We start from the raw sequence: 19,180 nt of genomic DNA, 5'->3' as shown, positions 1-19,180 counted from the left end.
CATGCTGGGGTGAGGCGCACGGACCAATGCGGGTGCAGAAAGTGACGATGCAACCAAGGGATGTGGGTGTGACGAATCACTTTGCCCGTCGGCCGGTCGCCTTCGTGCCCCGAAAGCGCCGCGAGAATTTGGTATTGGTGACAAACTTGCCCTATATCCCCTTCGCAGAACGCCGCGCCCTGTTGTCAGGGACGGGGCGCAGGAATAACCGGACCGGGCATGGCACAGGCATTGAACTTTTATCTCGATCATTTCGGGCTGCGCGAGAGACCCTTCGCGCTGGCCCCTGATCCCGAGTATCTGTTCTGGTCGCCCGAACACCGGGGTGCCTATGCGATGCTGGACTACGGCCTGTCGACCCGCGCGCCCATCACGCTGCTGACCGGCGAGATCGGGGCGGGCAAGACGACGCTCTTGCATCATTTCATCGACAGTCTGGACGATGCGGTCACGATTGGCATGATCTCGAATGCGCGGCCCGGCGTGAATGACGTGATGCGGCGGGTCTGTGCGGCGCTGGGTCTGAGCGCGCCCAAGGGGGGCGACGGCGATCCCTTTGGGGTGATTCAGGATTTCCTGCTGGCCGAGCACGACGCGGGCAACCGCGTGCTCTTGGTCATCGACGAAGCGCAGAACCTCAACCGCGACGCGCTGGAAGACCTGCGCATGCTCACCAACATCAACGCAGGCCGCGACGAGGTGCTGCAACTGCTGCTGGTCGGGCAGCCTGAGCTGCGCGCGATGGTGCGTCGCCCGGATCTGGTGCAATTCGCCCAGCGGGTCGCGGCCAGCTATCATCTGCCACGGCTCGATGCCGCTTCGACGGGGGGCTATATCGCCTCGCGTATCCGGCATGCCGGGGGCAATCCCAACATCTTTTCACGTCAGGCCGCCGAGCTGATCCATCAGGCAACCGACGGCGTGCCACGGCTGATCAACCAGCTGTGCGATCTGGCGCTGACCTATGCCTATGCCGGCCAGCAGCCAATGGTGAAGCGCGAGACCGTGGCGCAAGTGCTCGACGACGGCGTGTTCTTTGGTGCCAGCCCGCCGCCGCAGGCCTGAAGACGCCCTCGGGCTTGACTTCCAACGCCCGACACTGTGTATCCGGGCAGTCCAATTGCCTTGACCCGGAGTCCGTGATGCACGCCTATCGCAACCATACTTGCGCCGATCTGAACACTGCGCATGTCGGCGATACCGTTCGCCTCGCGGGGTGGGTGCACCGCGTGCGCGACCACGGTGGCGTGCTGTTCATCGACCTGCGCGACCATTACGGCATCACGCAGCTGATCGCCGACAGCGACAGCCCGGCCTTTGCAGCGCTGGAAAAGGTGCGTTCGGAATGGGTCATCTCGATCGACGGCACGGTCAAGGCGCGCGACGCGTCGCTGGTCAACGCCAAGATCCCGACGGGTGGCATTGAAGTCTATGTGCGTGAGATGCGCATTCTGGGCGAAGCGGGCGATCTGCCGCTGCCGGTTTTCGGCGAGCCGGATTACCCCGAAGAAACCCGCCTGACCTACCGCTTCCTCGACCTGCGCCGCGAAGGGTTGCACAACAATATAATGTTGCGTTCGAACGTGGTGCGCTCGATCCGCAACCGCATGTGGGACATCGGCTTCAACGAGTTCCAGACCCCGATCATCACCGCGTCGAGCCCCGAAGGCGCGCGCGACTTTCTGGTGCCGTCGCGCCTGCATCCGGGCAAGTTCTATGCCCTGCCGCAGGCCCCGCAGCAGTTCAAGCAGCTGATCATGGTGTCGGGCTTCGACAAATACTTCCAGATCGCGCCCTGCTTCCGCGACGAAGACCCGCGCGCTGACCGCTCGCCCACCGACTTCTACCAGCTCGACGTCGAGATGAGCTTTGTCGAGCAGCAGGACGTGTTCAACGCCGTGCAGCCGGTGATTCAGGGCGTGTTCGAGGAATTTGGGCAAGGCAAGAAGGTCGATACCGACTGGCCGCTGATCGCCTACAAGGATTCGTTGCTGTGGTACGGCTCGGACAAGCCCGACCTGCGCAACCCGATCAAGATGCAGGTCGTGTCCGAGCATTTCGCCGGTTCCGGCTTTGCGATCTTCGCCAAGCTGCTGGAAAACGAAGGCACCCAGATCCGCGCAATCCCCGCGCCAACTGGCGGTTCGCGCAAATTCTGCGACCGGATGAACGCCTTTGCCCAACAGCAGGGGCTGCCCGGCATGGGCTATATCCTGTGGCGCAAGGGTGAGAACGGCGAGACCGAGGCGGCGGGCCCCTTGGCCAAGAACATCGGGCCTGAGCGCACCGAAGCGATCCGCGTGCAGTTGGGTCTGGGCGAAGGGGATGCTGCCTTCTTCCTCGGCGGCAAGCCCGAGCAGTTCGAGGCCGTCGCGGGCCGGGCGCGCAACGAGATCGGGCGCGAGCTGGGTCTGACGGAAACCGACACCTTCCGCTTCGCGTGGATCGTCGATTTCCCGATGTACGAGAAGGACGACGAGGGCAAGATCGACTTCAGCCACAACCCGTTCTCGATGCCGCAAGGCGGGATGGAGGCGCTGCAAGGCGATCCGCTGGACGTGCTGGGCTATCAGTATGACCTTGCCTGCAACGGGTACGAGCTGGTCTCGGGCGCGATCCGCAACCACAAGCCGGAGATCATGTTCAAGGCGTTCGAGCTGGCGGGCTATCCGGCATCAGAGGTCGAGAAGCGTTTCGGCGGCATGGTCAAGGCGTTCAAATACGGCGCGCCGCCGCACGGCGGTTGTGCTGCGGGCATCGACCGGATCGTCATGCTGCTGGCCGACACCGCCAACATCCGCGAGGTCATCATGTTCCCGATGAACCAGCGCGCCGAAGATCTGATGATGAACGCGCCCTCGGACCCGACCAACGAGCAGCTGCGCGAACTGCGCCTGCGCGTGGTGCCGAAAGACTGATCCGGCCTCTGGGCCGAGCGAGCGGGGGCGCGGCCAAAGGGCCTGCGCCCCCGTTCGCGTTTTCGCGTGACGCGGCGCGCGCGCTGGATAGGATGGGCGCACAAAGCCCGGAGCATCGCCATGACCGACCTGTCAGACTGGACCCCGCCACAACTGCCCAGCCGTACCGCGATCACCGGGCGCTATGTGACGCTTGAACCGTTGGGCCGCGAACACGCCGCCGATCTCTTCGACGCTTACGCCGAGGATGCCAGCGGCGGGATGTGGGACTATCTGCCCAGCGGTCCGCACAAGGATCTGGCCGCCTATACCGCGTGGCTGGACGGGGCGCGACTAGGCTGGGACCCGTTGCATTACGCGATCCGCATGGGGGACGGGCGGCTCGGCGGGACGCTCAGCCTGATGCGCATCGATCCGCGGGCCGGTTCGGCCGAGGCGGGCTGGCTGACCTTCGCCCCCCGGCTCCAGCGCACGCGCGAATCGACCGAGGCAGTCTACCGGCTGATGGAGTGGAGCTTTGAGGCGGGCTACCGGCGGTTCGAATGGAAGTGCCACGCGGCCAATATGCCCTCGCGCCGGGCAGCGCAGCGGCTCGGGATGAGCTTTGAGGGCGTCTTCCGGCAGGCGGGCGTGGTCAAGGGCGGCAACCGGGATACCGCGTGGTATGCGGCGATCGATCTGGAATGGCCGGCGCTGAAAGCGGCGTTCGAGATCTGGCTCGATCCGGCGAATTTTGACGCGGACGGCCAGCAGCGGCAACGGCTGATGGACCTGACGCGGCCCGTTCTGGCCGCGACAGATCCGCTTGTAGGGTGATCAGGCGCGGCGGCGCATGGCGATCAGCCAGACGCCGACCAGCCCAAAGGAAAAGATCGCGTTCCAGCTGGCCATCGACAGGCCCAGCATTTCCCACGCAACGTCGGTGCAGCGCACAACCGGGGCGGCCATCACCTGATCCAGCAGTTGCTGGGGCGTCAGCGCGCTGATATCCCCGCCGCCCGAGCAATGGGTCGGGCCTTCCCACCAGCCGCGCTCGACGCCGGTGTGGTAAACGCCCAGACCGCCCGCGGTGGCCGCGGACAGCGCGCCCAGACCCATCAGCCAGACCGAGGGGACGAACCAGACGATCAGCCCGATGATGAAGGCGACCAGATGCGGCCAGCGCTGCAAAATGCACAGCTCGCAGGGGGCGAGGCCCACAACGTATTGAAAAAACAGCGCGCCGCCGAGCAGCGCTGCTGAACCAAGTCCCGCCAGGGATGCCAGAGCCCAGTCTCTCACAGATACCTCACAGCCATGAAACCGCCGATCAGTAGTACGACGAAGATCACGGTCATCAAGCCCAGACGCTTCTCGATGAAGTCACGAATGGGTGCGCCGAAGTAATAGAGCAGCCCGGCGACGAGGAAAAACCGGCCCGCCCGCGCAACAATCGAGGTGATGATAAAGGTCCCCAGCGGCAGGCCGGTCCAGCCCGACATGATGGTGATCACCTTGTAGGGGAAGGGCGTCAGCCCGGCGATCAGTACCGGCCAGAAGCTGAGATCGGCGAAACGCTGGTTGAACTCGATCATCGCGTCGGCCTTGCCCAGCGAGGCAAGGATCGGCTGGCCGATCTGTTCATAGGCCAGCGCGCCGATCGCATAGCCCAGCAAGCCCCCCAGAACCGAGGCGATGGTCGCGACCGCAGCAATGGTGAAGGCGCGTCGCGGCATGGCGATGATCATCGGGATCATCAGCGCGTCAGGCGGGATCGGAAAGACCGAACTTTCAAGGAAAGCGACGAAAGCCAGTGCCCACAGCGCGCGCGGATGCGACGCCAGCGACAGGGTCCAGTCATAGAGCGAACGCAGCATATAGGGGCTTCCGGTTGGGCGGTTGTTCCCCTCGTGCCCCAGCCCATGTGGTACGTCAAGGGCGGCTTGGCGCGGAAGCGGGCCGCAGATCGCGTCTGCCCCGTTGACCCTGCACGCGCGCCGCGCTAAGTCGATTTTCGGGCCCGAGTGGCGGAACGGTAGACGCAGGGGATTCAAAATCCTCCGCCCTAACGGGTGTGCGAGTTCGAATCTCGCCTCGGGCACCATTTTCCGTTTATTTCCTGTAAAGACAATGGCTTGCGGTTTCGTTGCCGCGCGGCCTGCATGCTGGTGCGCAGCGGCGAAACGGTTTTAGCCGCAATGGTGAAGAATCATGATCGCCGTTGATCGCGCGCTGCCGACGCGGGTGCAACACCACGGGCTGCGGGTCAGCTTGTTGAATGTCGACTTAATTCATCACAGCTTTCGCCGCCGCTCGCCGTTTCGCTGATCGCCTTTGCACCGCGATTAGGCCGCTGGCATACGCCCGACGACCGGCGGCGAGGGGGGGAGTGCCACGCGCCCCGTCGAACATTTCGAAGAAAAACGACACGCAATCGTTCGCAGCCTCTTGAAGAAGACGCTTGCCTTCTCCACCTATGTAAATGTAAATAACATTAACACTGCAGCAAAAGGAGACCCTGCAATGACTGCCATCGCCTCTTGGCCGGGCCGCGCGGAAGACTGGCTTGACGATCGTGGCAAAGGTGCCTGGATCGCCGCCATGGTCCTCGGCTTTATCTTTTTCTGGCCTGTGGGCCTTGCTCTTCTCGCTTACATGATCTGGGGAAAACGTATGTTCGGCAAATCTTGCAACCGCTCGCACCGCAGCCATCGCCACGCCTGGGCGGCGCACCAGCCGTCAGGCAACGCGGCTTTTGACGCCTACAAAAGCGATATGCTCAAGCGTCTGGAGGACGAGCAGTCGGCTTTTACCGACTTCCTCAAGCGGCTGCGCGAAGCCAAGGACAAGGCAGAATTCGACCAGTTCATGGACGACCGCGCCCGTCGTCGGGCGGATGAGGCCCGCTCGGTCGAGCCGTCAATGTAACAGGTGCCGGGGGGCTGCCGCCCCCCGGACCCCCTGCTTCAAGGGGGCCACGGCCCCCTTGAAAATCCCGGTGAGTATTTAAGACAAGATGATAACACGCGGTGGCATTGGCTGCCGCGTCTTTTTCAATTCACGGCCATCAGGCGCAGGGCATCAAGGATGGCGGCATGGGTGTTGCGGGATGCAACGGCATCGCCGATGCGCCAGAGTTGAAAGCGTCCCAAGGGGTTCGGCGCGAGGGTTTGCGGGCGCTGGGCGACGAGCGCTTCGTGATCCACCGCGCCAAGGTTACGTGACAGCGGTTTGAGCGAGAAATAGAGCTCGTCGAGCGGCAAGGTGCCATGGTTTACGATGACATGATCGACAAGCCGCTCTTGCGTCGCGGGGCCATAGTCGCTGCCCAGAAGGGCTTTGAGCTGGTTGCCCTGCCGTTCGACGCGCAAGAGTCGCCAGGTCACGGTAAAGGTGACATCCAGCGCCTGCATCGCGCGCATATAGGGGGTCAGGTTCATCCCCATGACCTCTGGTGCAAAGCTGCGGTCGGGAGTGATGATTTCGACGTTCGCGCCGCTTTGCGCAATGATTTCAGCAGCCTGCATGCCCGCGTGGTCGCCGGCATCATCGAAGACAAGCACGGTGCGGCCCGGCTTCGCGTCGCCGGACAGAATGTCCCAGGCAGAGTGGGTCAGATCGTTTCCGGCCTGCAACACCGCTGTGTTGGGCAATCCGCCGGTGGCTATGATCACGATGTCCGGGGATTGGGCGAGGACGGTTTCTTCGTCGGCGAGTGTGTTAAACTGAAAATTAACACCTGTCGCCGAACATTCGGCCATGCGCCAGTCAATGATCCCCATCATTTCCTTCTTACGATGGCTTTGCGCCGTCAATCTGATCTGGCCACCGGGATGGCTGGCGGCCTCGAACACGGTCACGCTGTGGCCGCGCTGGCTGGTCACGCGTGCGGCCTCCAGCCCGGCGGGGCCGGCGCCGACAATGACGACGTGCTTCTTGGCGCGGGCCGGGGCGATTGTCTGTGGCAAGGTTTCCTCGCGGCCGGTGGCAGCGTTGTGGATGCACAGGGCCATGCCGCCCTGATAAATGCGGTCCAGACAATAATTTGCGCCGACACAGGGGCGGATGCGGTCCTCCTGCCGGGTGATGATCTTGTGCAACAAATGCGGCTCGGTCAGATGCGCGCGGGTCATGCCGATCATGTCGACCTTGCCGCTGGCGATGGCGTGGCGGGCTGTTGCAACATCGGGCACGCGCGCAGCGTGAAAGATCGGGATGTCAATGGCCTGACGGACCTCGCCCGCGAAATCGAGATGCGGTGCGGATGGCATGCCCTGGATCGGGATGACGTCAGTGAGGCCCGGGTCAGTGTCGATATGGCCGCGGATCACGTTGAGGAAGTCGATAAGGCCGGAAGCCTTGAAGCGGCGGCCAACCTCGATCCCTTCGGGGGCTTCGACGCCGCCGGGCAGGCGCTCGTCTGCCACGTAGCGGACACCCAGAAGGAAGTCGGGGCCGACGCGGTCGCGGCAGGCCTGCAGCACGGCCAAGGGAAAGCGCATCCGGTCGTCCAGCGTGCCGCCCCAAGGCGCGGGCAAGTGGTTGGTCAGCGGCGAGATGAACTGGTCCATCAGATGGCCGTAGCATTCGAATTCGACCCCATCCATGCCACCGGCCTGCATGCGCTCGGTGGCGTCCGCATAGTCGCGGATGACGCGCTCGATGTCCCAGTCTTCAAGCTGCTTGGTAAACGCCCGGTGCGCCGGTTCACGCTCGAAGCTGGGCGACAGGACAGGCAGCCAGTCGCCTGAATCCCAGCGCGTGCGGCGGCCCAGATGGGTGAGCTGGATCATCACCGTTGCACCCTCCTCATGCACGGCGTCGGTGAGATCGCGCAGGTGGGGGACGACTTCGTCCTTCCACGCGAGGATGTTGTTGAATGCAGGCGGGCTGTCACGTGACACGCTGGCCGACCCAGCCGTCATGGTCAGCGCGACACCGCCGCGTGCCCGTTCGACGTGATAGGCGCGGTAGCGGGATTTGGGCATGCCGTCCTCGGCATAGGCGGGTTCATGCGATGAAATGAAGATCCGGTTCCTGAGGGTCAGGTGCTTGAGCTGGAAAGGCTGCAACAGGGGATCGCTGGACATGGGAGGCTCGCCATTGGGGTGCTACCAGACTGACCCGCCCGCGCGCGGCCGCTCAACCGCAATTGCGACATTGCGAGGGTGAGGAGAGACCTTCAGGGCGCCGCGGCGTTCAAACCGGCACGGGTGAGCGGTCGAAGGCAGCGCGTGAAAACAGCGGCTTGCCGGTACGTGGCCCCCTTGGCGCGCGCTGCGATCCGGGGCATGGTGCGCGCTTGCCAGCGAGGAGGGACCGCATGGGCAGACCCTGGGCCGCGCCCGGACAGGTGATCGGATTGCTCGGCGGGTCCTTTGATCCGCCGCATGAAGGGCATGTGCATCTGACGCTTGAGGCGCTCAAACGGCTGGGGCTGGATCAGATCTGGTGGATGGTGAGCCCCGGCAACCCGATCAAGCCCAACCCTCCGGCGCCGCTGGCACAGCGCATGGCGGCTGCGCGCGCGCTGATGCAGCATCCGCGCGTGAAAATCACCGATCTTGAAGCCGGTTTCGGGACGCGGGCGACGGCGGACACGCTGAAAGCGCTGCAACAGGCGTATCCGCTGTTGCGGTTTGTCTGGCTGATGGGCGCGGATAATCTGGCCAGTTTTCACACCTGGGACCGCTGGCCCGAGATCATGGAACGGGTTCCGGTGGCCGTGCTGGCGCGCCCGGGACAGCGGCTGCGCGCGCTGACCTCGCCAACGGCGCAGACATTTCGCAAGTGGCGGTTGCCGACGCGTGATGCAAAACGCCTGGCCCACAAGGGAACACCGGCATGGGTTTACCTGGACATGCCGATGCGGCATGACTCGTCTACGGCCTTGCGGGCGAGGCGTGCGGACCGGTAAGTGCCGCCGAAGCGTCCCGTTCGCGCCGGTTTTGCGCCGCGAATTAACCGATTTACACTGAGATATTTGGTCTAAACTTGGTGTGGCGGCCCGAAAGAGGGCAGGTTGCATCGTTTCAAGGCAAGGGTTTCGTATGTTTCGCGACCGAACCGAGTTGAGCCGCCGGGCCCTTTTGGCCGGTGCTTTCGCCAGTCTGGCGGCACCCGCCATGGCCTCGGCCCCGACGCGCTCGCCGCGCCCACCCGCGCGGCCGGCGCCGGGTCATATTGCGGCACTGTCGGGTGAACCTGCGGCGCTCGTCGCGCCCAGCGGTTCACTATCATCGCTGATCGAGCGCGCCAATCTGAGCGGAGAGACCGCGATGGTCGCGCTCGACGCCGAGACCGGCGCGGTGATCGAAGAACACCGCGCGGATCTGCGTATGCCGCCGGCGAGCACGGCCAAAGCGGTGACGACACTCTATGCGCTACAGACGCTGGGGGCTGAGTATCGGTTCATCACGCGGGTTGAGACGCGGGGCGGGGCGATCGCCAATGGCACGCTGAGCGGTGATCTGGTTCTGCGCGGGGGCGGGGATCCGACATTGCAGACCGCCGAACTGGCGCGCCTGGCCGATGAGCTGATCGAGCGGGGCCTGCGCCGGATTGACGGTCGGTTTCTGGTCGACGACAGCGCTTTGCCCGACATTCATCAGATCGACAACGGCCAGCCTGTGCCTGCTGGCTATAACCCTGCAATCGGCGGCCTGAACCTGAATTTCAACCGCGTCTATTTCGGCTGGGAGGTTGCCAACGGTCGCGCCGCGCTGTCGATGGATGCGCGCTCGAACACCGAAGCGCCGGGCGTGTCGATGATCGATATCGAGGCGGTCGCGCGCAGTATGCCGGTCTACACCCATGACGTGCGCGGTGAGCGCGAACACTGGACGGTTGCCGCCAACGCACTGGGGACGCCGGGGTCGCGATGGCTGCCGGTGCGTCGACCGGGTGCCTATGCGGGCGATGTTTTTCGCGCATTGCTGGCGGCGCGGGGCTGCCAACTGCCCGAGCCGCGCCGCGCAACCGTTGCGCCGGGGCAGGTTCTGGCCGAACATCGTTCGGATCCCTTGACCAGCATATTGCGCGAAATGTTGAGGTATTCCACCAATATCACCGCTGAGTGTGTCGGCATGACCGCCTCGCAGCGGCTGGGTCCGGGGGTGCAGGCGCTGGCCCCGTCGGCGTCGCGGATGAACGGATGGATCCGCGAACGCTATGGGGCTGCGGGCCTTGGTTTGCTGGATCATTCGGGCCTGTCCGAAGGGTCGCGTATCGCGCCCCGAACGATGGCACAGTATCTGCTGGCCGCCCGGCGCGAAGGTATTTTGCCCGATTTGCTGCGCGCGCATCCCATGCGCGACGCTAACGGCCGCGAGGTTGCCTCGCACCCGGTTGAGGTGCGCGCCAAGACCGGCACGCTGAATTTCGTCTCGGCACTGGCAGGCTATGCGCAGTTGCGCGGTGGGCGGGCGGTGGTGTTCTCGATCGTCAGCGCAGACCTGCCGCGCCGGGCCGCCTTGAGCGATGACACGCGGGAGCGTCCGGTTGGGGCGCGCTCGTGGTCCGGTCGGGCGCGGGGTTTGCAGCAGGATGTGATCGAGCGTTGGTCGGCAATGCACAGCTGATTGGTTCCGCCGTCCTGCGATTGAGTCTGTATCCTTGTGTGCTAGGCATAGGGGGCGGCGATTGTGGGGTAGGGTATGCGTCTGGCGACGGGGCTGGCGATTTTGGCAACGGGCGTGGTGGCGCTGGGCTGGTGGGCGCGGGCTGAATACGCGCCGTTCATGCAGGAGCGCATCGCGTTATCCGCGCAGACAGTCGCCGCAGCCTCGGTTCACGGGGTGCAGGTCACTGTGTCAGGGCGTGACATTACCGTTTCCGGGCTGGCCGATGGTCCCGTTGAACAAGGCGCGTTGATCGCTGCCCTGGATGGATTGCGCGGTCGGCGGGTGGTGGTGGACCAGCTTGAGGTGTTGCCGGTCGCCGATCCCTACGTTTTGCATGTGGCGCGGCGCGGTGGGACGTTGAGCACGCGCGGCTCGGTGCCGACCGAGGCGGCGCGGGCGATGCTGGAGGGCGAGGGCGTCAGCGGGCTGACGCTGGCTGCCGGTGCTCCTGATGCGCATTGGCCCGAGGCGGCGATGGCCGGGCTGGGCGGGTTGAATGCTCTGGAAGAGGGGCATTTCGATCTGTCCGGGCGCAGTCTGTCGCTGTTGGGACTGGCGCGCACGGCGGTCGAAGAGCAGGCCGCGCATGCCGCCGTCGCGGATATTCTGCCAGAAGGGTATGATTTCATTGCGGCGATTGACGTGCTCGATGACGGAACGCCGCCCGCGTATCAGCTGCACTATACAGCTGAGGCGGGGCCTTGGCTGCAGGGCAAGCTGCCCTTGGGCGTGAGCGCAGGCGATGTGGCGGCGGCGCTGGGGCTGGACGACATCGACGATGGCGCGCGGGTGGCTTTGCTGGGCGAGCCGGGGCAGGTCTCGCCGGTGGTAAGTGCGCTGGCGCCATGGCTGGGCGAGGTCGAGACGCTGGACGTGGCGGTATCGCCCGGCGGGACGGTGGTGGATGCCGGGTTCGGGGCCGGGGCGGATCTGGATCTGCTGGGTGCTGCGCTGGGGGCGGATCTGGCGCGGGCCTCGGACGGGCTGACCCTGCATCTCAATCAGGTGGTGCCCGAGGCGGCGGAGGGCAGCGAGCGGGTACATGCGCTCAGCGGGCGGACTGAGGTGCTGTCGGGCGGGTACTGGCTGCCCGTCGCAGGGTTTGCGCCGACGGTGCAGAACTGTGCCGAGAACACCGATGCCACGCTGGCGGCGAACCGTATCGGCTTTGTGACCGGCTCGGCGCGGCTCGATGCGCGCGCCCGCAGTGCGGTGAACGCGGTGGCGGGGGTGATGCGCGCCTGCGTGATGGCGGGGCTGCGGGCCGAGATTGGCGGGCATACCGATGCGACCGGGGCGGCTGCGGCCAACCTGACGCTGAGCCAGAGCCGGGCCGAGGCGGTGCGCACCGCGCTGGTGGCGCGGGGCGTCCCGGCCGAAGGGATGACAGCGCAGGGGTACGGCGCGACGCAGCCGGTCGGCGAGAACAACACCGAAACCGGCCGGGCGGCCAACCGGCGCACGGCTGTGCGCTGGATCGAATGACGGGAGAGGGCGGATGTTTCGCGGCTGGAATTTTCTCTTGGGTGAAATCTGGGTGCTGATCGCGCTCGCGGCCCTGCTGGGGCTGGTGGTCGGCTGGCTGATCTGGGGACGGCGTGAGGTGGTCACGGTGTCAGGCGATGTCACGGCTCCGGGCGATGACGGCGAGGCGCGGCGACTGGCGGGCGAGCTGGAGGTGTCCCGTGCGCAGGGTCAGGAGGCTGCGGCCCGGATCGCCGCGCTTGAAACGCAACTGGCCGCCGCGCAGGTCGCGCCGGTCGAGGCAGGCCCCGTGCGCCTGTCCGCGCCGAAGGGCGGGCAGGCGGATGATCTGAAACTGATCAAGGGCGTCGGGCCCAAGCTTGAGGGCTTGCTCAACCAGCTGGGCTTTTGGCATTTCGACCAGATCGCCAGCTGGACCGAGGCCGACATCGCCTGGGTCGATGAAAACCTTGAGACCTTCAAGGGCCGCGTGACCCGCGACGATTGGGTTGCGCAGGCCAAGGTCTTGGCGGCGGGTGGCGTGCCCGATTAGGGGTGCGCGAAGCGGGCGCGCGCGCCGCGCTCGATGGCGGCGGCGTGCAGCCGGTCGATGGCCAGTTCGTCGCGCATCTCTTCGAGCAGGCGCAGCTCGGCCTGTTTGAGCGCACCATCCGAGGCGGCAATATCGCAGGCCAGCGCATAGGCGGTCTCGAACAGCCGTTCGGGCAGCGTGTCGCGCACCAGACCGAAGAGAGCATCAAGGCCGTCCTCAACCTCCATCAGCTCGAACACCGATTGCGCGACGACCTTGATCCGGTCAGGGTCATAGCCAGCAAAGACCGGCAGCGAGTTGACCACCTGCTCTATGGCCAGCAGTTCTTCGGTGCGGATCGCACCATCAGAGACCGACACCGTCAGCATCAGGGCGACGAGCGCATCTTGCGGCGTCAGGGAAGGGGCAGCGTCGGTCATAAGGTGTCCTGTTCTGGTTTGGGTGCAGAATATTGACGCGAGCGTGGGCGGGCAATAGGAAGCCGGGGTTCCCTCGGGTATTCCTGCGGATGCCCGCCAATAGAAAAGAGCGTAACATGACTTCTCTGCGCGACGCTGCGATGACCTCCAAGGCCTGGCCTTTTGAAGAGGCACGCCGCCTGCTCAAACGCTATGAGAAGGCGCCACCCGAAAAGGGCTATGTTCTGTTCGAGACCGGCTATGGCCCCTCGGGTCTGCCGCATATCGGCACCTTTGGCGAGGTGGCGCGCACGACGATGATCAAGCGCGCGTTCGAGGAAATCTCGGATATTCCCACGCGGCTGATCTGCTTTTCCGACGATCTGGACGGGATGCGCAAGGTTCCGGGCAATGTGCCCAATCAGGACATGCTGCGCGACTATCTGCAAATGCCGCTGACCAGCGTGCCTGATCCTTTTGGCACGCATGACAGCTTTGGCGCGCATAACAACGCCATGCTGCGCCGGTTTCTGGACACGTTCGGGTTCGAGTACGAGTTCTACTCGGCCACCGAATTTTACAAGACCGGCCAGTTCGACGCGACCCTGCGCCTTGCGGCTGAGCGCTATGACGCCATCATGGCGATCATGCTCAAGTCGCTGCGCGATGAGCGCCAGCAGACCTATTCGATTTTCCTGCCGATCCATCCCGAGACGGGGCGCGTGCTCTATGTCCCGATGAAAGAGGTCAACGCCAAGGACGGCACGATCACGTTTGACGACGAGACGGGCCGCGAATGGACGCTGCCGGTGACTGGCGGCAATGTAAAGCTGCAGTGGAAGCCGGATTTCGGCGCGCGTTGGGCGGCGCTGGGCGTCGATTTCGAGATGTACGGCAAGGACCATTCGACCAACACGCCGATCTATGACGGCATCTGCAAGGTGCTGGGCCACCGCGCGCCCGAGCATTTCAGCTATGAGCTGTTTCTGGATGAGAACGGGCAGAAGATCTCGAAATCCTCGGGCAACGGGGTCAGCATTGACGAATGGCTGACCTATGCCTCGACCGAGAGCCTGTCGTATTTCATGTACCAGAAGCCCAAGACGGCCAAGCGGATGCATTTCGATGTGATCCCCAAGGCGGTGGACGAATACCACCAACAGTTGCGCGCCTATCCGACGCAGACGCCCGAGCAGCAACTGGCGAACCCGGTCTGGCACATCCACGGCGGCACCCCGCCGGTGTCGCATATGGTCGTGCCTTTCGCGATGTTGCTCAATCTGGCGGCTGTGGCCGGGGCGACGGACAAATCGGCGCTGTGGGGCTTCATCAAGCGCTACGCGCCCGATGCAACGCCCGAAACGCACCCGGATCTGGATGCAGCAGCCGGGTTTGCCGTGCGCTACTTCAACGATTTCGTCGCGCCCAAGCGGGTTTTCCGCCTGCCCGACGATCAGGAACGCGCCGCGATGCAGGATCTGGCCGAGCGGCTCAAGGTCTGGGACGGCGGTCTGGATGCCGAGGCGTTGCAGTCGATGGTCTTTGCCGTGGGCAAGGACCACGGGTTCGATAACCTGCGCGCGTGGTTCAAGGCCCTGTACGAGGTGCTGCTGGGCGCGTCCGAGGGGCCGCGTTTCGGCGGGTTCATCGCGCTCTATGGCATCAACGAGTCGGTGGTGCTGATCGAGCAGGGGCTGGCGGGAACGCTGAGCGCCTGAGCTTTGCGGCGGCGAGATTGGCGGCGCGCTCCGAAGGGGCGCGCCGCTTTTTTTTGTGCTCAACGACTAAAATCTGACATCGGGACTGTGCTAGGCTTGGTCCATGACACGCCCTACTGGCTACGAGCCGCTCAACACGCTGAAACCCGTCGCGCCCGATCTGTGGATCGTCGATGGCCCAATCATCCGCTTCTATGGCCTGCCGTTTCCGACCCGGATGACGGTGATACGCCTGCCGGATGGCGGGCTGTGGGTGCATTCCCCCATTGCGCCCGATCCCGGCGTGATGGCCGAGATACAGGCGCTGGGCCCGGTCGCGCATCTGGTCGCGCCGAACTGGATTCATTATGCCTCGGTCGGCGCGTGGCAGGGGTTGTTCCCGCAAGCGCGGACATGGGCGGCACCTGGCGTGGCCGAGCGCGCGGCCTCGCGCGATGTGGCGATCCGCGTTGACCAGACGCTGGGCGATGGCGCGCCTGAAGACTGGGGCGGGGCGATCGAGGCACGGGTCGTGGCAGGCAGCAGCGTTCACCATGAGGCGGTGTTCTTTCACCCCGCCAGCAAGACCCTGATCCTGACTGACCTGATCGAGAATTTCGAGCGCCGTGCTGTCCCGGTCTGGCTGGTTCCGGTGCTGATGGTGGTCGGCAATCTCGATCCCAAAGGCGGCACCCCGCGCGACATGCGGGCGACGTTCCGCAAGGGGCGGGCGGCGGCGCGCAGCGCGGTGGAATGGATGATCGCGCAGGAGCCCGAGCGCGTCGTGCTGGCGCATGGGCGTTGGTATGAGCGTGACGGGGCGGCCGAGCTGCGCCGGGCGTTTCGCTGGCTGCTGGACCGCGACTAGCCCTGCGTGGCGGGGACTTCGGTCATGCCCAGCATCGGCTCGGTCAGCTCGCGAATCAGTTTGCGCAGGAAGGCGTCGGCAAATTCGGCGTGGGTGACGGCGTATTCGGCAAAGGCGCCGGGGCCGTGCAGGACATGGCGCTCGTACCACGCGCGCACCTCGGGGTCGTGCTCGCCGATCACCAGCCCATTGACGACAATTCCGTCAAAGCCCCCCTCGGCATAGATGCGCGCGGGCGCGTAGCCGTCGTTGTTCTGGCCGTCGCCGGCCAGATCCAGCGTGTGCCATGGGCAATCCTGAGGCGCGCGGCTCAGCAGGTCGCGGCCATAGACCAAGGCACTGCCAACGGCGGTCAGGCTGTTGTCCACGCGGTGATGGGTCTCGATCCGTTGGGCCAGCGCGTCGATGGTTTCGGCGCTGTCGAGCAGTACCCAGTCGGCCAGCAGGGTCTGGCGATACTGCCCGGCCCATTCGTACACAGCCACAGCGACGGGCTGCTCTGGCCGCAGCAACAGGTCGCGCACGACCGGATTGGCAAAGGCGGCGATGATGCCATCGGTCTGGTTGCGGTAATCCGCCCCATCGACCGAGCGCGAGACATCAAAGCCCAAGGCCAGCGCCAGACGGCAGGCCGAGGCGGAACTGGCCGAAAGACCAAGGGCGAGGAGGGCAATAAACGGCAGACGAAAGCGGCTCATGCCCGCACCCTGCCACAAGCCGCAGGCGCTGTCGCCTGTTCGTAAACGCCGCGTGGTGATCCGATTGCGGTGCGCGTGCGTAGCCCTAAGACAGCCAGGAGATTGCCATGCGACACCTGCTTTTGTCCGCGCTCCTTGCCGCCGGCGTTGCCGGGGGCCTGCAGGCGCAAGAGAGCCAACCCATTCCCGACCTCATCACATCCCAGATTGACGCGTTCCGCGCACAGGATTTCGACACGGCCTTTGGCTATGCCTCGGACAGCCTGCGCCGGATGTTCGGCTCGTCCGACAATTTCGGCCGTATGGTGGCGCAGGGCTATCCGATGGTGCTGGACCCGGCCGAGGTGCGCTTTGTGGGCCTGTCCGAGCGTGCGGGCCTTCAGGTGCAGCGCGTGCTGATCCTTGATCAGGCCGGGCGCTCGTACCTGTTGGAATACACGCTGATCGGTGAGGGTGAGGCGCTGCGCATCTCGGCCGTGCAGCTTTTGCCCGATACCGGGACCGGCGTCTGAGACTGCGCAACGCGCGCTGACCTCAAGCCGCTTTAAGCCCCGCTTGATACCCCCTGTCGCCGCAGGACCGTGCGCATTGCGGTCACAGCGTCGTGGTTTCCAAGACAGGGGTCTGACATGAACAAGGCAGTGACCGAGGGGCTGATCCTGATGCCTCCGCCCTTCGCCGACGGGTTGAATGTGTGGTCAAGCGGCGATGGCACGCCCGGCTCGCCCACCTATGACGGCGCAGCGAATGCGGCCTTTGTGCCGTCGGACCCGGATTTTGAGGGCTGTCTGGAGCTGCTCAAGACCTCGACCACGCAAAAGCTGCGCTGGAAAGGTGAGACGCCGGTGATCAACGGCCTCTATCTGCGGGTCACGGCGCGGGTCAAGGCGATGTCAGGGGCGCTGCCGTCGGTGCGTATCGCAGGTTTTGCGGCCAATGGCAGCGACGGGGCGGTTTCGGGCGTCACGCTCAGCGGGCCCAGCGTGGCACTGACGACGTATGGCGAGATCGTCGAGGTCAGCGCGATCATCGCCACCGCCGCCCGTGGCGGTGTGGATATGCCATGGGCCGGGGTGGATCATGGCCATGTCGGGCTGGATCTGACCGGGGCGAATGGCGGTGTGGTGCGCATTGACGACATCACCATCGAGGATGTCACCAGCTACTGGCTGCGCGACATGATGGATTGGGTCGATGTGCGCGACTATGGCGCAGTCGGCAATGGCGTTGCCGATGACTACGACGCTTTCGTCGCTGCGGCCAATGCGGCCCAGTCCTCGGGACGAGAGCTGCTGGTGTCGGCGGGCGCGTATTACATCGGTCAGACCCTGACGATCGAGGTTCCGGTGCGGTTTCAGGGGCGCTTGTCGATGCCCTCGGACGCGCGGTTGCAGCTGACCAAGAACTTCGATTTCCCGTCCTATGCCGCGGCGTTCAACAGTGAGGGGCTGGGTCTGCGCAAGGGGTTGCAGGCGCTGTTCTTCTACACCGATCACGACACGTTCGACCTGATGGGCCGCCGCGTGCAGCTGGATGCGCCGATTGATCTGGCTGCAACGACGGGCCTGAACTACTATGCAATCCGCCGGGTTCTGCGCAACGGGCTGATCGAGGCCAGCGATGGCGCGGCGTGGAATACACAGGTTTCCTATTCGCAGGGCACGTATTCGACCGGCCAGCAAAGCCAGCTGACCAACGTCACCAACATCGCGAATATTCCGGTGGGTGCCCGCGTCGAAGGCAGCGGCGTGGGGCGCGAGGTCTACGTCAAGGCGCGCAATGTCTCGGCGCAGTCGCTGACGTTGAGCCAGCCGCTGTTCAACGCGCAGGGCACGCAGAACTACACGTTCCGCAAATTCCAGCACATTCTGGACATGTCCGGCTTCGGCACGCTCGAGCGGTTCGAGATCGACAGCGTCGAGTTCCAGTGCCGGGGCATCTGCTCGGCGCTCAGTCTGTCCACGGACGGGCCGATCTTTACCGTGCGCGACTGCACGTTCAACAAGCCCAAGGACAAGGCGATCACCTCGATTGGTCGGGGCTGTCAGGGCATGCTGGTCGACCGCTGCACCTTTCTGTCGTCGGAATCGCCGGAACGGGCGCAGGACCGGGTGTCGGTGGCGATCAATGTGAATGCCAATGACGTCAAGCTGCGCTCGAACCTTGTGCAGCGTTTTGGCAAATTCGCGGTGATGGCCGGCACCTATCACCTGATCGAGGGCAACCATTTCTACCACGGCGACAATGAGCAGAACGCGGTACGTCAGGCCGGGATCGTGTTGACCTATCCCAACACGGTGACCTCGATCACCGGCAATTACGTGGACAACACGTTCTTCGAACACACCAATGAACATGACGCGACGCCGAACTGGAACGGCGAGTACAGCTTTGGCGGGCTGTCGGTCACCAACAACATCTTTCTGGTGTCGAATGTCATCTCGAGCTTTCGCTTCATCGTGGTCAAACCGTATGGCACCGGGCATTTCCTGTCCGGGCAGGTCGTCAGCGGCAATGTGTTTCGCACCGTCAATGCCACGCCCAGCCGGGCGGATGGGGTGAACACCAGCTATGCGGACCTCGACTACAGCCGGTTTCGCAACGTGATCTGGCAGCACAACACCTACAATGGCATCCAAACGCAGACCGAGAGTCCGCTCGTGCTACGCCATACGCAAAGCTCCGAGGCCGCCAACTGGACGATCTCGACCGGTGGCAAGTTGCCGTATGACGGCTGGGCGCGCACGGTCAGTTCGATCGTGATGGAAGGACAGGCGAATGGGGGCGGCAACGAAGTGCGCACTTCGTGGCCCTATGTTGTGGTGCAGCAAGGCAGCAACCGCAATCAGGTGCGGCTGACCTGGCCCAGCGCGACGCGGGGCCGGGTGGTGGTCACGGTTCGGGGCGATAATCCGCTCTGACCGGCGGCGTCTTGGCGCAGGGACGGGGTCGGCACCAAAGGGTGCCGGCCCCGTTTCGGTTC

Annotated in this window: 17 protein-coding genes and 1 tRNA gene; 13 read left to right on the top strand and 5 right to left on the bottom strand. The window is 64.7% G+C overall.

All coding sequences use genetic code 11. The annotated features are described in order from the left end of the window. The first annotated feature begins 219 nt into the window (after positions 1-219). The 3 genes from EAE28_RS04170 (at position 220) to EAE28_RS04160 (ending at position 3,734) form a co-directional block, all read left to right on the top strand. Positions 220-1,065 carry an ExeA family protein gene (locus tag EAE28_RS04170; protein ID WP_127104544.1) on the top strand — a complete coding sequence of 282 codons (846 nt, stop codon included), beginning with the start codon at positions 220-222 and terminating at the stop codon, positions 1,063-1,065. A gap of 77 nt (positions 1,066-1,142) precedes the next feature. Beyond that, a complete protein-coding gene (gene aspS, locus EAE28_RS04165) occupies positions 1,143-2,918 on the top strand; it encodes an aspartate--tRNA ligase (RefSeq protein ID WP_127104543.1) in 1,776 nt (591 codons plus the stop codon). A 120-nt stretch (positions 2,919-3,038) separates the two neighbouring features. Then, positions 3,039-3,734, top strand: coding sequence for a GNAT family N-acetyltransferase (locus tag EAE28_RS04160; RefSeq protein WP_127104542.1), 696 nt, complete (start codon positions 3,039-3,041; stop codon positions 3,732-3,734). On the opposite strand, the gene EAE28_RS04155 is transcribed toward EAE28_RS04160, so the two are convergent. After that, positions 3,735-4,199 (bottom strand): disulfide bond formation protein B, encoded by a 465-nt coding sequence (locus EAE28_RS04155; protein ID WP_127104541.1) that lies wholly within the window; start codon positions 4,197-4,199, stop codon positions 3,735-3,737. Next, positions 4,196-4,774 carry a YqaA family protein gene (locus tag EAE28_RS04150; RefSeq protein WP_127104540.1) on the bottom strand — a complete coding sequence of 193 codons (579 nt, stop codon included), beginning with the start codon at positions 4,772-4,774 and terminating at the stop codon, positions 4,196-4,198. The genes EAE28_RS04155 and EAE28_RS04150 overlap by 4 nt, the downstream gene beginning before the upstream one ends. 141 nt (positions 4,775-4,915) lie before the next feature. Between EAE28_RS04150 and EAE28_RS04145 the strand changes: the two genes are divergently transcribed. Together EAE28_RS04145 and EAE28_RS04140 are read left to right on the top strand one after the other, a co-directional pair. Next, positions 4,916-5,001 (top strand) — tRNA-Leu (locus tag EAE28_RS04145). A gap of 419 nt (positions 5,002-5,420) precedes the next feature. Then, on the top strand, positions 5,421-5,825 hold the full coding sequence (locus EAE28_RS04140; protein WP_127104539.1) for a DUF2852 domain-containing protein: 405 nt from the start codon (positions 5,421-5,423) through the stop codon (positions 5,823-5,825). Between the two features lie 125 nt (positions 5,826-5,950). Here the strand turns inward: EAE28_RS04140 and EAE28_RS04135 are convergent, their stop codons facing one another. Continuing rightward, positions 5,951-7,987: an NADH:flavin oxidoreductase gene (locus tag EAE28_RS04135; RefSeq protein ID WP_127104538.1), complete on the bottom strand. Its 2,037-nt coding sequence runs from the start codon at positions 7,985-7,987 to the stop codon at positions 5,951-5,953. Positions 7,988-8,220: 233 nt separating this feature from the next. On the opposite strand from EAE28_RS04135, the gene EAE28_RS04130 reads away from it, so the two are divergent. The 4 genes from EAE28_RS04130 (at position 8,221) to EAE28_RS04115 (ending at position 12,536) form a co-directional block, all read left to right on the top strand. Beyond that, positions 8,221-8,814, top strand: a complete 594-nt coding sequence (locus EAE28_RS04130) for a nicotinate-nucleotide adenylyltransferase (protein WP_127104537.1) — start codon at positions 8,221-8,223, stop codon at positions 8,812-8,814. A 133-nt stretch (positions 8,815-8,947) separates the two neighbouring features. Continuing rightward, positions 8,948-10,477, top strand: a complete 1,530-nt coding sequence (gene dacB, locus EAE28_RS04125; RefSeq protein ID WP_127104536.1) for a D-alanyl-D-alanine carboxypeptidase/D-alanyl-D-alanine endopeptidase — start codon at positions 8,948-8,950, stop codon at positions 10,475-10,477. 75 nt (positions 10,478-10,552) lie between these two features. After that, the gene (locus EAE28_RS04120; protein WP_127104535.1) at positions 10,553-12,004 is read left to right on the top strand and encodes an OmpA family protein; all 1,452 of its coding nucleotides are present in this window, start codon (positions 10,553-10,555) and stop codon (positions 12,002-12,004) included. 13 nt (positions 12,005-12,017) lie between these two features. After that, entirely contained in the window at positions 12,018-12,536 is a 519-nt protein-coding gene (locus EAE28_RS04115; protein WP_127104534.1) for an NADH-quinone oxidoreductase subunit E, read from the top strand. Here EAE28_RS04115 and EAE28_RS04110 read toward each other — a convergent pair. Continuing rightward, complete coding sequence (locus tag EAE28_RS04110) at positions 12,533-12,955, bottom strand: tellurite resistance TerB family protein (protein WP_127104533.1); 423 nt, start codon at positions 12,953-12,955, stop codon at positions 12,533-12,535. The genes EAE28_RS04115 and EAE28_RS04110 overlap by 4 nt on opposite strands. A 116-nt stretch (positions 12,956-13,071) precedes the next feature. Between EAE28_RS04110 and EAE28_RS04105 the strand changes: the two genes are divergently transcribed. Together EAE28_RS04105 and EAE28_RS04100 are read left to right on the top strand one after the other, a co-directional pair. Beyond that, complete coding sequence (locus EAE28_RS04105) at positions 13,072-14,652, top strand: lysine--tRNA ligase (RefSeq protein WP_127104532.1); 1,581 nt, start codon at positions 13,072-13,074, stop codon at positions 14,650-14,652. Positions 14,653-14,755: 103 nt separating this feature from the next. Then, entirely contained in the window at positions 14,756-15,499 is a 744-nt protein-coding gene (locus tag EAE28_RS04100; protein WP_127104531.1) for a DUF4336 domain-containing protein, read from the top strand. Here EAE28_RS04100 and EAE28_RS04095 read toward each other — a convergent pair. After that, positions 15,496-16,197: a DUF1194 domain-containing protein gene (locus EAE28_RS04095; RefSeq protein WP_127104530.1), complete on the bottom strand. Its 702-nt coding sequence runs from the start codon at positions 16,195-16,197 to the stop codon at positions 15,496-15,498. The genes EAE28_RS04100 and EAE28_RS04095 overlap by 4 nt on opposite strands. 107 nt (positions 16,198-16,304) lie before the next feature. Between EAE28_RS04095 and EAE28_RS04090 the strand changes: the two genes are divergently transcribed. Continuing rightward, positions 16,305-16,709: a DUF4864 domain-containing protein gene (locus tag EAE28_RS04090; protein ID WP_127104529.1), complete on the top strand. Its 405-nt coding sequence runs from the start codon at positions 16,305-16,307 to the stop codon at positions 16,707-16,709. Between the two features lie 117 nt (positions 16,710-16,826). Next, positions 16,827-19,118: a glycosyl hydrolase family 28-related protein gene (locus tag EAE28_RS04085; RefSeq protein WP_127104528.1), complete on the top strand. Its 2,292-nt coding sequence runs from the start codon at positions 16,827-16,829 to the stop codon at positions 19,116-19,118. Positions 19,119-19,180 lie beyond the last annotated feature (62 nt).

The organism is Pararhodobacter zhoushanensis (genome assembly GCF_003990445.1).
Taxonomy (GTDB): domain Bacteria; phylum Pseudomonadota; class Alphaproteobacteria; order Rhodobacterales; family Rhodobacteraceae; genus Pararhodobacter; species Pararhodobacter zhoushanensis.
Note: the sequence above shows the minus strand (reverse complement) of the source record. Positions and strands in the feature narration are given on the sequence as shown.